The sequence below is a fragment of the Agrobacterium sp. 22-209-1 genome (assembly GCF_053522485.1).
The window spans coordinates 486,795-500,981 of sequence record NZ_JBNWCH010000002.1 but is presented as its reverse complement, the minus strand read 5'-3'; the positions used below and the strand labels follow the sequence as shown (position 1 = coordinate 500,981).

Sequence of the window (14,187 nt, the reverse complement as noted above, 5' to 3'; positions counted from 1 at the left end):
AGTAGCAGTCGATTGCCTTTGCCGAGACCGGCGAACGTGAACTGATCCGACCGCTGTCGGCTCACCACCGCGTTCGCCGTGATCGGCGAATCGACGGAAAGGTGAGCAATCATGAACTTCCACAACCTCTCCCAGAGGGCCAGCAAGGCCGCACGTCTTCTTCGTAGCGGAAACTCCGGCTCCACCACCATTGCCGAACGCGTCGAGCACCTTAATACGCTGGATGTCGCCGAGGCCGTAACCGCCATCCTCGCCATGCCGCAGGCAAAGGCCGTCGCCATTCTCGACCGGCCGGAACTGCATGGCGCCGCCGCCATCATCGCCGATCTTCCGGTCGAACAGGCCGCCCGCCTCGTCAACCTGATGTCCGACGACCGTGTGGCCGACGTTATGGCGGAAATGGCCGAAGAGCCGCGGGCAAAGCTGTTTTCCCGGCTGGACCGCACGACAGCGCTCTCCATCCAGCACCTGATGGGTTATCCGCCGCGTACCGCCGGCTCGATCATGACCACGGAATTCGTCAGCGTGCCGGACAATTGGACGGTGGAACAGACCCTTTCGCACATCCGCGTCGTCGAGCGCTCGCGTGAAACGGTCTATGCCATCTATGTGTTGGCTGAGGACGGAACGCTCTCCACCGTCGTGACGCTGCGCCGCCTGCTGACCGGCCAAGCCGGCGCTTCCATCCTTTCCGTCGCGTCGAAAGAAGGCATTGCCTATGCAAGCCCGCTAATGTCGCAGGAGGATGTCGCCCGGCTGATCCGCAAGCACGACCTGCTGGCGCTGCCCGTCGTCGATGACCGCTCGCACATCCTCGGCATCGTCACCGTCGATGACGTGATCGACACCATGATCGCCGACACGACGGAAGACGCCCACAAGTTCGGCGGCATGGAAGCGCTGGGCAAGCCCTATATGACGATCGGCTTTCCGGACATGATCCGCAAGCGCGCCGGCTGGCTCGCAGCCCTGTTCCTTGGTGAAATGCTGACGGCCAGCGCCATGCAGCATTTCGAAGGCGAGCTGGAAAAGGCCGTGGTGCTGACGCTGTTCATTCCGCTGATCATGTCCTCGGGCGGCAACTCCGGTTCGCAGGCCACATCGCTCATCATCCGGGCGCTGGCGCTCGGCGAGTTGAAGCTTTCTGACTGGTGGCGGGTGTTGCTCCGGGAAATCCCGACGGGCCTGACGCTCGGCTGCATTCTGGGCGCCATCGGCTTCCTGCGCCTGAGCCTCTGGCAGCAGGCCGGGTTTTACGATTATGGCGAGCACTGGCTGCTGGTCGGCGCCACCGTTTTCGCAGCCCTCGTCGGCATCGTGACCTTCGGCTCGCTGGCCGGCTCGATGCTGCCCTTCGTGCTGCAACGCCTGCGGCTCGACCCCGCCAGCGCGTCCGCCCCCTTTGTCGCGACGCTGGTGGATGTCAGCGGCCTCGTCATCTACTTCTCGGTAGCGCTGGTGATCCTCAGCGGCACGTTGCTCTAAAAGACGAAAGGCCCGCTCGGAGGAGCGGGCCTACTCATTTGGGTATACGCACGCGTCAGCACTGATCAACCGCCGGCATTGATGACGCCCGTTGCCAACAGTCCAAGCAGAATAAAGCCTATGACCACGCGGTACCAGACGAAGGGCATGTAGCTCCTGGTGGAGACCAGCTTGAGGAAGACGACGATCACGGCATAACCGACCACGAAGGCGATCAATGTCGCCAGCCCCGTCGGACCCCAGCCGACCGGATTGTCCTCGCCGATGCTTTTGAAAAGCTGGTAAAAGCCGGAGCCGAAGACGGCGGGAACGGCGAGCAGGAAGGAATAGCGGGCCGCCGCCTCGCGGGTATAGCCTAAAAGCAGGCCGGCACTGATGGTGCCGCCCGAGCGCGAGACGCCGGGAATGAGCGCCATGGCCTGCGCGAAACCGAAGAGAATGCCGTCGCGCCAGATCAGCTGGTTCAGTTTGTAGCGCTTTTTGCCGATCCTGTCGGCGAGGCCAAGGACAATGCCGAAGACGATCAGCATCACGGCGGTGATGTAAAGGTTGCGCAGCGAATGTTCGATCGCGTCCTTAAAGAACAGCCCCAGAAACACGATCGGCACCGAGCCGACGATAATCAACCAGCCGAGCCGGGCATCAGCCTTGTCATATGGCCCAAGGCGAAGATTTTGCCTGAGCCAGGCGGCAGCGATCCGCATGATATCGGACCAGAAATAGACCAGCACCGCCATTTCCGTGCCGATCTGTGTAATCGCGGTGAAGGCGGCTCCCGGATCCGCGCCGGAGGGCAGGAACTCCCCGGCGATGCGTAGATGCGCGCTTGAAGAAATCGGAAGAAATTCCGTAAGCCCTTGCAAAAGGCCGAGAAATGCGGCCTCCAACCAACCGATGCTCATGTGTGCTGATGTCCCTGCTGCGAATCGAGATCGCAGCATTATGCATCAATCAGGGCAAATACATGTTGCATCGCACCATAAAAAAGGCGCGCGGCGGGGTGCGCTTTTACCCGTGATTTTTCAGGCGGCCTTTTCCTTCATCTCGGGAAGACGGGTATATTTCGCGCCGTTCTTGCAGACGATATGGGCATCGCCCCAGCTTTTCAGGGCCGAGATCACCGGCCTCATGGTCTCGCCAAGCGGCGTCAGCGCATAGTCCACACGCGGCGGCACCACCGGAAAAACGGTGCGGGAAATCAGGCCGGCCTCTTCCAGCTCGCGCAGCTGTTTGGTGAGCATGCGCTGGGTGACGCTGGGAATATGGCGGCGCAGCTCGTTGAAGCGCAGGGTGCCCTCATTGATGAGGTGATAGAGGATCACGCCTTTCCATTTGCCATCGAGAAAACTCAAGGTCGATTCCACCGGGCAGCCGGGAAAGTTGCCGGTGAGCTTGGCGCGCGGTCGCGACATCACAGTATCCTTTTTGTATGTATCATCACAAAATGTGCATTCTTGCGATCGATGTTCATATGTATCAAGTAAGAGGCACGCAAACAAGCAAAGGAGACTGTTCATGCGCGCCATCGGTTACAGGACGAACCAGCCCATCACGGCGAAAGACGCCCTCGTCGATATCGACCTGCCCCAGCCGGAAGCGAATGGGCATGATATTCTGGTGGAGGTGAAGGCCGTTTCGGTAAACCCTGTCGATACCAAAGTGCGCCGCAACCAGTCGCCGGAAAACGATGAACCGCGCGTGCTCGGCTTCGATGCGGCGGGTGTGGTGAAAGCCGTCGGTGACAAGGTCTCGCTGTTCAAGCCCGGCGACGAGGTGTTCTACGCCGGTGTCATCAACCGCCCCGGCTCCAACAGCGAATTCCATCTGGTCGATGAACGCATCGTCGGCGCAAAGCCGAAATCATTGAATTTCGAAGAGGCCGCCGCCCTGCCGCTGACAGCGATCACCGCTTACGAGACGCTGTTCGACCGGCTGCGGGTGAAGGAGCCGGTTCCGGGCGCTGCCAATGCCATTCTGGTGATCGGCGGCGCCGGCGGCGTCGGTTCGATTGCCATCCAGCTTCTACGTGCACTTACGGATATCACCGTCATCGCCACGGCATCGCGGCCGGAAACCATGGAGTGGGTGAAGGAACTCGGCGCGCATCACGTCATCGATCACAGCAAGCCGATTGCCCCGCAGGTGGAGGCGCTCGGGCTAGGTGCGCCGGGCTTTGTCTTCTCCACCACCCATAGCGACATTCATGCCGCCGACAGCGTGGCGACCATCGCGCCGCAGGGCCGTTTCGCGCTGATCGACGATCCGGCCGGCGGTTTCGACGTCATGGCCTTCAAGCGTAAATGCGTGTCCATCCATTGGGAAATGATGTTCGCCCGCGCCGTCTTCCAGACGCCTGACATGATCGAACAGCACAGACTGCTGAACCATGTGGCCGGGCTTGTCGATGCCGGCAAAATCAAGACGACGCTGACCGAGGTTTTCGGCACCATCAATGCCGCAAATCTCATCAAGGCGCATGCGCTGGTCGAGAGCAACAAGGCCAAGGGCAAGATCGTGCTTTCCGGCTTCTGACGACCAATGAAGCGTCCGCATTGCGGGCGCTTCTCTTCCGCTTATAGTGATATATTGAGGTCCCGCGGCTTTTCCTGTCAATCGTCGTCGTCTGGCTCTTCCGGGCACGGCCAGGAGGCCGGCGCAGTCAGACCGTTCGGCAATTTGGTCTTGGCGTCACCGCAGGCAATGTCGATCTGCTTCTGATCAAGGCCGGTGGCCATGGAAAGATCGACCCCTTCAATCCGGGTCAGCAGCAGGAAGGCGCTGGTGAAATCCACCGGGCCACCGAGCTTGGCGCCGCCGAAACGGGCCCGTGACAGGTTGGTCAGCGAGAATTTCGAGCGGTTCAGCGAGGCGCCCTCGAAATCGGCCCGGCCAAGTTCGGCCTTGGTGAAGTCCGTGCCGTCCAGCTTGGCTTTTTCGAATTTGGTTCGCTGCATTTCAGCATTGATGAATTTGGCATTGGTGGCGTCGGCGGCGGAAAAGTCGCTACGATAGGCTTCCACCTTGGTCAGATTGGCGCCCTGCAGGTTCGCACCGCCGAGGGCCGTGCGAATAAGCTTCGCCTTTTCGAGATTGGCGCCCTTGAGCGACGAGCCGCGCAGGTCGGTATAGGTGAAATCCGTGCCGTAGAGCATTGCCGAATCGAGATTGCTGTCGCCCAGCATCAACAGACGCTTGTTGCATTCGCGCCAGTCGATGCCGGCCATGGCGTCGGTGCGGCAGCTTGCGGCCACCAGCGGACCGCCGCTGAAAGAAACGGCAATCATCGCAAGCGTCGCCAAACCGGCGCCGAACCCTGTCTTCCGCACGATATTCAGCCTTTGAAAGCCGGACATTCTTTCACTCCCTGTCGTCGGGCGACGGCGCAAACGCAACAGCTCCTGAGCCAGCCCAAGGACCATATGCACATTCAAGGCGTTACCGCATTCACCGCCCGCAATCCACGGGCGACGCGATGCTACAACACCCCAACATCCTATATGTAAGAAATCGAAGGGCAATCCACAAATACTGAGGGGGAGCGGGCCGTAGACGCCGATCATGCCGGACGGGACCCGACCTCGCAACCGGTCCCAACACGCTCGACGTCATCCTCGGGCCTGTCCCGAGGATCCATCCACGTCTCGTCAAATCAATCCGTTGCAGATGCTCGGGACAAGCCCGAGCATGACGGAAGAGAAGGCTTCGGCCGTAATCGCCATCACATATTGGCGTAGACCGGCCCCTCGCCGCCCTGCGGCGGCACCCAGTTGATGTTCTGGTTGGGATCCTTGATATCGCAGGTCTTGCAGTGAACGCAGTTTTGGGCGTTGATGACGTAGACCTCCTCACCGTCCTTTTCCACCCATTCATAAACGCCGGCGGGGCAATAACGGGTCGAGGGACCGGCAAAGACGTCATGCTCGGAGCGCTTCTGCAGCTCCATGTCCTTTACCTGAAGATGCACCGGCTGGTCTTCCTCATGGTTGGTGGAGGAGAGGAACACCGAGGACAGGCGGTCGAAGGTGAGCACGCCGTCAGGCCTTGGATAATCGATCTTCTTGTGCTTCGAGGCCGGTTCGAGGCTCTGCGCGTCCGTCTTGCCGTGCTTCAGCGTACCGAAGAAGGAGAAACCGAACAGCTGGTTGGTCCACATGTCCAGCCCGCCAAGGCCGACGCCGACAAGCGTGCCGAATTTCGACCAAAGTGGTTTGACGTTCCTGACCCGCTTAAGGTCCTTGCCGATATCGCCTTCACGCCATTCGGCCTCGATCTCGGAAACCTCGTCATGGGCGCGGCCGGCGGAAAGGGCCGCGGCGATCTTTTCCGCCGCCAGCATGCCCGACAGCACCGCATTATGGCTGCCCTTGATGCGCGGCACGTTGACGAAACCGGCGGAACAGCCGATCAGCGCACCGCCCGGGAAAGTGAGCTTCGGCACCGACTGATAGCCGCCCTCGGTGATGGCGCGCGCACCATAGGAGATGCGCTTGCCGCCCTCGAAGGTCTCGCGGATGGCCGGATGCGTCTTGAAGCGCTGAAATTCCTCGAAAGGATAAAGATAGGGGTTCTTGTAATTGAGATGCACCACGAAGCCGACGGCAACGAGGTTGTCTTCCAGATGATAAAGGAACGAACCGCCGCCGGTCTTGAAACCCAGCGGCCAGCCGAAAGAATGCTGCACGAGGCCCTGTTTGTGCTTCTCCGGCTTGACCTGCCAGAGTTCCTTGATGCCAATGCCGAATTTCTGCGGCTCGCGATCTCTGGACAAGTCGAATTTGGAAATCAGCTGCTTGGCGAGCGAACCGCGCACACCTTCGCCGATCAGCACATATTTGCCATGCAGCTCCATGCCGCGGGTGAAGTTCGGACCCGGCTCGCCATTCTTCTCGATGCCCATATCGCCGGTGGCGACGCCGATGACGGCGCCCTGCTCATTATAAAGCACTTCGGTTGCGGCAAAGCCCGGATAGATCTCGACGCCGAGTCCTTCCGCCTTTTCCGCCAACCAGCGACAGACCAGCCCAAGCGAGACGATGTAATTGCCGTGATTGTTCATCAAAGGCGGCATCATGAAATTCGGCAGGCGGATGGAGCCGGCCGGTCCGAGAAACAGGAACTGGTCATCCTTGACCTCGGTCTTGAAGGGATGCCCCTCCTCTTCGCGCCAGCCCGGCAGCAGCCTGTCGATGCCAATCGGATCGACCACGGCACCGGAAAGAATATGCGCGCCGACTTCGGCACCCTTTTCGAGAACGACGACCGAAAGCTCCGGCTCTACCTGCTTCAGCCGGATCGCCGCGGCAAGGCCCGCAGGACCAGCGCCAACGATCACAACGTCGAATTCCATCGCTTCGCGTTCCGGCAGTTCCATCGCTTCCGTCATGTCCATCCTCTCCGCATCGCCGGTCCCATCCGGCTGTTGTTATATCCGCTTATCGGCATTCCTGGCGCATCGACTGCGCCGGTCAAAAAGCCATCCGCGACACCGCACCCGCCAACGCCTGTCTTCGCAAAGCAGGACGCCTTTGTCGAGCTTCTATAGCGGCAAAACATGTCGCAAGCCAGTCAATTGTCAGACAACCTGATGATTGATTTATTACCTTTACGTTCACGTAATAAAAAGGATAAGCATTGCCCTTCCAGCCGTCAAGCGTGATCGGTTTAACCTCTCGAAACGAGAGGTCGCAAAGGCAGAACTTTAACCCTGGACTTCGGCGCCACCCTCAGCGCGGTCAATCAGGCGTCCCTGCCGGACAACAAGCGGTCATCGCACTGGATCTGCGCCATCAGCCTTTTCAACCCCCTGGTGCGAAACCGCGTGAGAGCGCCAACATCGCCCGTGGCTTTCACGCGAATGAGTGCGCCCTCATACGCCTCGATGATGCATGCGCATAGATCCGAGATGTCCTCATCGCCGGCGATGTCGCCTTCATATTGGGCTTGCATGAGCAGTTCGCGCATACTCGTCTCCCATCGCCGAAATGAAGTGACAAGCGCGTCCCGAACCAGAGCGCTGCGACCCGCAGCAGTTTGCGCAATGACCCCGTAAAGGCAGCCTGCATAAGGCCCGTCTTGCTTAAGCTCCAGTTCGAGCGTTTCAAAATATACCGATAGGCGCTGCAAAGCGCGCAGAGAGGTATCAGAAAAAAGTCTTTCCCTGATCCGCGCATATTTCTGCTCATAGGCATCGATAACCGCCACCACGAAGTCGTCCTTGCTCGCAAAGAAGTAATAGAATGACCCTTTTGGGACATTCACTTCCTTCAGAACCGGACCGATTCCCACCCCCTCATAGCCATGAGCGAGCAGCTGGCGCATTCCCTCCGAAATGAGACGCGTGCGCGTCGCAGATTGACCACTCATAACTAGACCGATCGTCTACATTGCTGATTACACATACTTACCTCCTGGGAGCGATGCCGATATGAGTTTAGCACACGACCGTTATACAGGCATATATCTTGTGGCAGCTTCCGCAGTTTTATGGAGTACAGCGGGGCTGTTCGTCCGCATGGCGGATATGGACGTATGGTCGATGGTGGCGTGGCGCTCCGCCTTCACCTTCTTGACTCTCGGGGCGTTTCTTCTGCTTCGAAACAAGATCGTCAGGCAACGGTCGTCGATGTCATTCGGTCTGCCCGGCGTTGCTGCATGCTTGGTATCTGCAATTGCGGCGATCACATATATCGCGTCCTTGCGATGGACGACCGTCGCCAACGTCATGACAATCTATGCGACACTACCTTTTGTTGTGACCGGAATCGCTTTTATATGCCTGCGGGATCGGGTTACCCATCGTTTCGTCATCGCTGGCTGTGCGGCTTTCGTCGGCGTATTCATTTCGGTCGGCGCGGCGGTATCACAAAAGGACATGCTCGGCATCTTTGCCGCCTTCATCATGACCACGGGATGCGCCACGCAAATCGTCATCGCAAAGCGCTTCCCTGACATGGACGCCACCCTGATGACCGCTCTTGGCGCTCTGACCTGTCTGTGTATCGCGCTGCCGCTGATGCAGTTTGCGATTCCAGCTCCGATGCAGATCATCGCCTGCGCCCTCTACGGCGTCCTGACCACAGCACTCGGCTATATACTTCTGCTCCAAGGGTCCCGGCGTATGAACTCCGGGGAGGCCGGACTGGTTTCCATGCTGGATGTCATCCTCGGGCCAGTGTGGGTCTGGCTCTTTTATAACGAAGAAATGTCGCCCCTCGTTCTGACGGGAGGCGCTATCGTGCTGTCTGCTGTCGCTTGGTATCTGGCGGGAGGTCGCAGAGCCGCGACAGCACCATGACACACAATCTTACCGGAACTGGCGGCTCCGCCCACACTCAAACCGCCCACTCTTCATCCGTCGTGAACATGATCGTCAGCCAGCGGTCGCTCCCCTCGCCGCCCAGCGCATCGCCGATCTCGTCGCGGATCGCGTCCCACTCCTCCAGACGCCTGGGCGGCCAGTTTTTCGGCACGATGAAAAAGAGTTCGATCTGACGGCCGCGGCCGACACGGGCGACATAGGAATAGTGGGAGGAGAAACCAAATTTCTCCACCGTCTCGACCGCCACCCGGTCCACATGCTGCTTGAATTCCAGCGGGGTCACCAGAAGGATCTCAGCCAGCGCCTGTTTCACATTGCCGAGCGGCATGGGGATGATGACGCCACAATTGCCAGACGACAGGCGTCTGCATGGTGGGAGCGCCTTTAAAGCCCATGGACCCGGGCTGGAAAGGCGCCCCCATAAAGTACAGACGTGAGAAAATGAACCGCCAGCAGACAGCAAACTTCGCGACAGGAGGATCGGACTCCGCTTTTTTGCTCGTAAGCGCCGGCGGCGCTCTTACGACACTAACCCGTCAGGCTCACTTCACAACGATGGAAATGACATCCTGATAGCGGTGCGTTTCAGTTCCCTTGGCTATACCCGTCGCATTCACCGCACGTGTCGGAACGTTGCGGCCGCACTGCTTGCTTAAACGACTGGAAATGCCGCCATCTGAATAAGAGATGATCTTGGATTTCGGCAGCTTGGGCGCCAGCGCCGCAAAACTCAAAGGAGTCGCACCGCAGCTATCCGCTCTGTAAGCCGTGAGGTGGCGCGTCTGACCAACCGAAAGTTCCACCGTCTTGTCCGCACTGCCGGCGCTGACGCAACCCGAAAGAGCAAGGACAGCAACCGATACGCAGGTCAGTGAAATATATGACTTCATAATTTCTCTCCATTAATAGGTCGGCACATCTTAAAAAATAAACGAGAACTTGCACCGCATCCTTTTACACGCGCTAGTTCAAGACTGGACGATTTTTAGAGCTTCACCTATCATCCTCAATCACCCGATCGGGTGAATTAGTCGAGGTTAGAGGAACTGACTCTTTTGTTGAGGGCTACTCGGGGCAGGGATTGAGGCATGAGCATTCGTGGCTTAAGGCACTCGGACGACGACCTGATAGACCTCATTTATGCGGCGCTGCTCGGCGAGGCGTCGTGGCAGCAATTTCTCGACAGGCTTTCTGGGAATGCACCTGATGGCCGAACGATCTTGTTCTCCATGAATACGCGCGAACCCGACGATTACGTTGGCATGACCTCAAAATTCGATCTGTCGGAGCTTGAAAGCTATGCGGCATATTATATCAACACCAACCCATGGTTGGAGCATTGCGGCAGGCGAAGCGTAGGCCTGGGCGTTTTCTCGGATCAGATCGTCCCCAGAACGCAGCTGGTTAGAACCGAGTTCTTCAATGACTGGTTGGCGCCCAACAACATTTCGTCCTCCATCGGCGTCACTATTGACAAGAATGGAGACAGCCCCCTGATCGTATCCACCGTTACCAGCCGCGACGATCCCGATGAAAACAGCGCTTTTTCCGACCAGCTTACTCGTATCGCCCCCCATCTGAGGCGTGCCGCGCGTTTTTACAGGAACAGCTCGGCGCGATGGGCGGCCTTCGACCTCAATACGTCGCTGTTTGACGCCGTTGGTACGGGTATCGTCATTGTCGGAGAGAACGCACAAATAAATACAACTTCCCCGATCGGGCAGAAGTTTCTGGACAAAGGGACGCTCATATCGGTTTCACCGCTCGGAAAGTTACGCCTGCGCGGCGAGGACGCTCAGACCGTGCTGAACGCCATGTTGATGCGAAATTATGCCGGTCCCAGAACAGCGGATTTTCTCTCTCACGGCATCAGGTTCACGCTTGTCGCAATGAAGAAAGAACGCCTCTCGTTGTACTTCGAGGGACCCACCGTTGCACTCCTGATCCAGCCTTCCGGCGCGCCTGGCGGAACACCCGGAATCGACCAGTTCTCTGAATTTCATCGGTTGACGATGGGAGAGCGGCGCGCATTTCTCGGCGTCATAAATGGTAAGACAATCACGCAGATAGCGCAGGACGCATCCGTGTCGCGCGAGACGATACGCACACAGCTCAAAAGTCTATACGCAAAGACAGGGACGCATAGCCAGAACGACCTGCTGCGTCTCGCTTACCGAATGGCGAACCCAGCCCCCTAGGTGTTCTTCGATTCGTAAAACGCGTCCTTACTGAAGATGACCTGCCGACTCAAACCGCCCACTCTTCATCCGTCGTGAACACGATCGTCAGCCAGCGGTCGCTCCCCTCGCCGCCCAGCGCATCGCCGATCTCGTCGCGGATCGCGTCCCACTCCTCCAGACGCCGGGGAGGCCAGTTTTTCGGCACGATGAAAAAGAGTTCGATCTGACGGCCGCGGCCGACACGGGCGACATAGGAATAGTGGGAGGAGAAACCGAATTTCTCCACCGTCTCGACCGCCACCCGGTCCACATGCTGCTTGAATTCCAGCGGGGTCACCAGAAGGATGTCAGCCAGCGCCTGTTTCACATTGCCGAGCGGCATGGGGATGATGACGAGGCAGACCAGCGCCAGCACGGCCGGGTCGATATAGGGTGCAAGCCATGCCTGCGCCGTTCCCGTGAGCCCGTAACCCACGGCGAAGGCGACGAAGAGCGCCATGCTTAGAAGCGCGCTCATCAGCCAGCTTTTGGCATCCAGCGCCACGAATGCGGATTTCAGCCGGCGGTTCTGCCGTTTGACGAACCATGCCATGGCAAGTGAGACGGCGAAGCTGACGAAGGTGACGACGATGGCGTAGTCGAACTCGATCGATCTGCCGCCATCCATCAGGCTGTCGACGGCGTTGATGAGGGCGTAGATCGCCGCCCCCATCAGGAGCGTGCCGTTAAGCCCGAGCACCATCGGCTCCAGATGCCAGAAGCCCATGGTGAAACGCTCCACCAGCCGGCCGCCGGGTTTGGGCGCGGCGGAAGCGGCGATCAGCCGCGCGACAAGCAGCGCCAGCACCGTCATGAAAGCATCGGTCAGCGCATAAACGCCGTCGAAAACAACCGCGAAAGAGCCGGAAAACATGCCCGCGCCAATGCCGAACAGCGCCAGCAGAACCGTGACGACAATGGAGAATTTCAGCAGGGATTGTTCTGTCATGACGTGTATTCGACCTTCAAAGGCGGACGCCGCCTTATAGAGGTTTTCGCTTTTCTGCGAGTGGCGAAAAATCTCTAACTCTTTGTTTTGTTGCATTTCCGGACGGAAAACCGGGGTCCACTTTTCCTGGAAATGCTCTATAAACACCACATACGGCACTCACAAGACAGGACAAACTCCATGGATTTCGGCATTTCCGGCAAACGCGCCCTCGTTCTCGCCTCCTCTCGCGGCCTTGGGCTGGGCATTGCGACCGCGCTGGCAAAAGAAGGCGCAAACGTCCTTCTGGTTGGCCGAAGCGGTGAAAAGCTGGCGGAAAATTGCAAGGCGATCAATGCGCTCGGCAAGGGCAAGGCCGACTGGGTGTGGGGCGATCTTGCCGAGGATAATTTCGTCGAAGCCATGGTTCAGGCCGTCAACGACAAGCTCGGCGGCATCGATATTCTCGTCAACAATACCGGTGGTCCAACGCCCGGCCTCGCACAGGACATGACGGTCGACAAGCTCGACACTTTTTTCCAGTCCATGGTGCTGCGGGTCATCACGCTGACCAATGCGCTGTTGCCGCAGATGAAAGAACAGGGGTTCGGCCGCATCCTCACCGTCGCCTCGTCAGGCGTGTTCGAACCGATCCCCAATCTCGCCCTTTCCAACACGCTGCGCGGCGCGCTCGTCGGCTGGAGCAAGACTCTGTCCTCGGAAGTCGCCTCCTTCGGCATCACCTCCAACCTGCTGCTACCCGGCCGCATCCACACCGACCGCATCGACGAGCTGGATGGCGCCAATGCCAAGCGTCTCGGCAAGAGCATCGAGGAAATCCGCGAGGCTTCCGTCAAGGGCATTCCCGCCGGCCGTCTCGGCACGGTGGAAGAATTCGCCGCCGCCGGCGCTTTCCTGTGCTCGGCACCGGCAAGCTATATTACCGGCACGATGCTGCGGGTGGATGGCGGCGCGGCGAAGTCGAACTGAACGCCGGCAGCCTCAAGCGGCATTACGGAGCCGTTCCATAAACGACGTAACGGTTCCGTCCGGTATTCTTCGCCTCATAAAGTGCTGTATCGGCGTGGCGCAGCACATCGCTGGCGCTTTCACCGGGACTGGCATAGGCAATGCCGGCCGAACAGCTGTAGCGAAATTCGGGCCTGTCGGGCAGCGGCGCGGCATCGGCCAGAGACAACTGAAGCTGGCGCATCAGCGTTTCGGCGCTGTGCATGCGCGCGCCGCTGAGCACCAGCAGAAACTCTTCGCCACCGATTCTCCCGAGAAGGTCGTCACGGCCGGCAGTTGAAGACAGCCGCGCCGCGAAATCCTTCAGCACGAGATCGCCACAGGCATGGCCGAAGCGGTCGTTGACGCTCTTGAAATGGTCGATATCCATGATGATGACGGCGAGCGCCTGCGCCTTGTTTGGGCCGAGCAGGTGGTTGAGAGTGTCCATGACGTAACGGCGGTTGCCGAGGCCGGTCAGCTCATCGCTCAAGGCGGATTTCAGCGCCCGGTCCCGCTCCTGGCGCAGATCGCGCAATTCGACGCCGAGTTCGGATACATCGGTTATGACGCAAAGCATCCAGCCGCCCGACAACGTCGTTTCGGTCGTCAGCATCCACCGGCCGTCCTTGAGGCTGGTTTCGATGGTCCGAAAAGGCAGTTTGCCACGCCGCGTCTTTGCCGAGCGCAGCCATAATTCGAAATCCGACGTCTCTATGGCCGTGCCGGTTGCGGTCTGGTAACCGCTGCGCATCAGGTCCACCCAGCTCGGAAACGCATTCGGGCCGACACCGAGCGCGGTGCGGAAGGCACTGTTGGCAAAACGCATCTCGTCATGCCCGTCAAACAGCGCATAGCCCTGCTGCGATGCTTCTATGAGGCTCATGAGCTGTTGGATGAAAACGTCCATATCACCTTGAATGAAACCGATATGCCCGGGTAGCGCGTCATTCACGGCGTGTTGGCTGATCTGGTGAGACATCGAATTTCCAAGACTACGACAAGATGGAACCATACGGACGGCAATGGTACGACACCAATTTTTTTGATAAAATATTCATATTCCAAAATAACGTCGTATCGACTGAAGTACATTTTACGCTCCAGCCCTACCTAACAGCAAAATCCTAAAAGTATTTCCGAAAACTACACCGTTCTTTCATTCCGGCATAAACATCCTGTTCACCATGCGCCGTAGCTGTCCGCATGTGAGAGCTCATGCGACGAGG

At 58.8% G+C, this 14,187-nt stretch carries 13 protein-coding genes and 1 pseudogene; 5 read left to right on the top strand and 9 right to left on the bottom strand.

The features are described 5' to 3' along the window. Positions 1–111: 111 nt before the first annotated feature. Positions 112–1,485, top strand: a complete 1,374-nt coding sequence (gene mgtE, locus ACQZ48_RS06755) for a magnesium transporter (RefSeq protein WP_077982631.1) — start codon at positions 112–114, stop codon at positions 1,483–1,485. 65 nt (positions 1,486–1,550) lie between these two features. Here mgtE and ACQZ48_RS06750 read toward each other — a convergent pair whose 3' ends face one another. Together ACQZ48_RS06750 and ACQZ48_RS06745 are read right to left on the bottom strand one after the other, a co-directional pair. Beyond that, on the bottom strand, positions 1,551–2,387 hold the full coding sequence (locus ACQZ48_RS06750; RefSeq protein WP_077982632.1) for an undecaprenyl-diphosphate phosphatase: 837 nt from the start codon (positions 2,385–2,387) through the stop codon (positions 1,551–1,553). Positions 2,388–2,507: 120 nt separating this feature from the next. Further along, positions 2,508–2,897: a winged helix-turn-helix transcriptional regulator gene (locus ACQZ48_RS06745; protein ID WP_077982633.1), complete on the bottom strand. Its 390-nt coding sequence runs from the start codon at positions 2,895–2,897 to the stop codon at positions 2,508–2,510. Positions 2,898–3,000: 103 nt separating this feature from the next. Here ACQZ48_RS06745 and ACQZ48_RS06740 point away from each other — a divergent pair, with 103 nt between their 5' ends. Continuing rightward, a complete protein-coding gene (locus tag ACQZ48_RS06740) occupies positions 3,001–4,017 on the top strand; it encodes a zinc-binding alcohol dehydrogenase family protein (protein ID WP_191218660.1) in 1,017 nt (338 codons plus the stop codon). A gap of 77 nt (positions 4,018–4,094) precedes the next feature. Here ACQZ48_RS06740 and ACQZ48_RS06735 read toward each other — a convergent pair whose 3' ends face one another. The 3 genes from ACQZ48_RS06735 to ACQZ48_RS06725 all read right to left on the bottom strand — a co-directional run bounded on the left by ACQZ48_RS06735 (position 4,095) and on the right by ACQZ48_RS06725 (position 7,848). Next, entirely contained in the window at positions 4,095–4,838 is a 744-nt protein-coding gene (locus ACQZ48_RS06735) for a pentapeptide repeat-containing protein (protein ID WP_173988497.1), read from the bottom strand. Positions 4,839–5,203: 365 nt separating this feature from the next. After that, positions 5,204–6,868 (bottom strand): electron transfer flavoprotein-ubiquinone oxidoreductase, encoded by a 1,665-nt coding sequence (locus ACQZ48_RS06730; RefSeq protein ID WP_077982995.1) that lies wholly within the window; start codon positions 6,866–6,868, stop codon positions 5,204–5,206. A gap of 353 nt (positions 6,869–7,221) precedes the next feature. Further along, positions 7,222–7,848 (bottom strand): TetR/AcrR family transcriptional regulator, encoded by a 627-nt coding sequence (locus tag ACQZ48_RS06725; RefSeq protein WP_191218661.1) that lies wholly within the window; start codon positions 7,846–7,848, stop codon positions 7,222–7,224. Positions 7,849–7,909: 61 nt separating this feature from the next. On the opposite strand from ACQZ48_RS06725, the gene ACQZ48_RS06720 reads away from it, so the two are divergent. Next, positions 7,910–8,779, top strand: a complete 870-nt coding sequence (locus tag ACQZ48_RS06720) for a DMT family transporter (protein WP_191218662.1) — start codon at positions 7,910–7,912, stop codon at positions 8,777–8,779. A 37-nt stretch (positions 8,780–8,816) separates the two neighbouring features. Here the strand turns inward: ACQZ48_RS06720 and ACQZ48_RS06715 are convergent. Beyond that, positions 8,817–9,149, bottom strand: a pseudogene (locus ACQZ48_RS06715) (cation transporter); the annotation flags it as partial. Positions 9,150–9,345: 196 nt separating this feature from the next. Further along, on the bottom strand, positions 9,346–9,693 hold the full coding sequence (locus ACQZ48_RS06710; protein WP_077982638.1) for a hypothetical protein: 348 nt from the start codon (positions 9,691–9,693) through the stop codon (positions 9,346–9,348). A 198-nt stretch (positions 9,694–9,891) separates the two neighbouring features. On the opposite strand from ACQZ48_RS06710, the gene ACQZ48_RS06705 reads away from it, so the two are divergent. Beyond that, a complete protein-coding gene (locus ACQZ48_RS06705; RefSeq protein ID WP_191218761.1) occupies positions 9,892–11,001 on the top strand; it encodes a helix-turn-helix domain-containing protein in 1,110 nt (369 codons plus the stop codon). Between the two features lie 49 nt (positions 11,002–11,050). On the opposite strand, the gene ACQZ48_RS06700 is transcribed toward ACQZ48_RS06705, so the two are convergent. Beyond that, a complete protein-coding gene (locus ACQZ48_RS06700; protein WP_173988491.1) occupies positions 11,051–11,971 on the bottom strand; it encodes a cation diffusion facilitator family transporter in 921 nt (306 codons plus the stop codon). A 180-nt stretch (positions 11,972–12,151) separates the two neighbouring features. Here ACQZ48_RS06700 and ACQZ48_RS06695 point away from each other — a divergent pair, with 180 nt between their 5' ends. Beyond that, entirely contained in the window at positions 12,152–12,940 is a 789-nt protein-coding gene (locus ACQZ48_RS06695; RefSeq protein WP_142912465.1) for an SDR family oxidoreductase, read from the top strand. A gap of 22 nt (positions 12,941–12,962) precedes the next feature. Here ACQZ48_RS06695 and ACQZ48_RS06690 read toward each other — a convergent pair whose 3' ends face one another. Further along, positions 12,963–13,940: a GGDEF domain-containing protein gene (locus ACQZ48_RS06690; RefSeq protein WP_191216907.1), complete on the bottom strand. Its 978-nt coding sequence runs from the start codon at positions 13,938–13,940 to the stop codon at positions 12,963–12,965. Positions 13,941–14,187 lie beyond the last annotated feature (247 nt).

What these genes read in the sequence shown, in the direction of transcription:
- mgtE (WP_077982631.1), top strand. Translation starts at nt 112, where the DNA reads ATGAACTTCCACAACCTCTCCCAGAGGGCCAGCAAGGCCGCACGTCTT.
- ACQZ48_RS06750 (WP_077982632.1), bottom strand. Translation starts at nt 2,387, where the DNA reads ATGAGCATCGGTTGGTTGGAGGCCGCATTTCTCGGCCTTTTGCAAGGG.
- ACQZ48_RS06745 (WP_077982633.1), bottom strand. Translation starts at nt 2,897, where the DNA reads ATGTCGCGACCGCGCGCCAAGCTCACCGGCAACTTTCCCGGCTGCCCG.
- ACQZ48_RS06740 (WP_191218660.1), top strand. Translation starts at nt 3,001, where the DNA reads ATGCGCGCCATCGGTTACAGGACGAACCAGCCCATCACGGCGAAAGAC.
- ACQZ48_RS06735 (WP_173988497.1), bottom strand. Translation starts at nt 4,838, where the DNA reads ATGTCCGGCTTTCAAAGGCTGAATATCGTGCGGAAGACAGGGTTCGGC.
- ACQZ48_RS06730 (WP_077982995.1), bottom strand. Translation starts at nt 6,868, where the DNA reads ATGACGGAAGCGATGGAACTGCCGGAACGCGAAGCGATGGAATTCGAC.
- ACQZ48_RS06725 (WP_191218661.1), bottom strand. Translation starts at nt 7,848, where the DNA reads ATGAGTGGTCAATCTGCGACGCGCACGCGTCTCATTTCGGAGGGAATG.
- ACQZ48_RS06720 (WP_191218662.1), top strand. Translation starts at nt 7,910, where the DNA reads ATGAGTTTAGCACACGACCGTTATACAGGCATATATCTTGTGGCAGCT.
- ACQZ48_RS06710 (WP_077982638.1), bottom strand. Translation starts at nt 9,693, where the DNA reads ATGAAGTCATATATTTCACTGACCTGCGTATCGGTTGCTGTCCTTGCT.
- ACQZ48_RS06705 (WP_191218761.1), top strand. Translation starts at nt 9,892, where the DNA reads ATGAGCATTCGTGGCTTAAGGCACTCGGACGACGACCTGATAGACCTC.
- ACQZ48_RS06700 (WP_173988491.1), bottom strand. Translation starts at nt 11,971, where the DNA reads ATGACAGAACAATCCCTGCTGAAATTCTCCATTGTCGTCACGGTTCTG.
- ACQZ48_RS06695 (WP_142912465.1), top strand. Translation starts at nt 12,152, where the DNA reads ATGGATTTCGGCATTTCCGGCAAACGCGCCCTCGTTCTCGCCTCCTCT.
- ACQZ48_RS06690 (WP_191216907.1), bottom strand. Translation starts at nt 13,940, where the DNA reads ATGTCTCACCAGATCAGCCAACACGCCGTGAATGACGCGCTACCCGGG.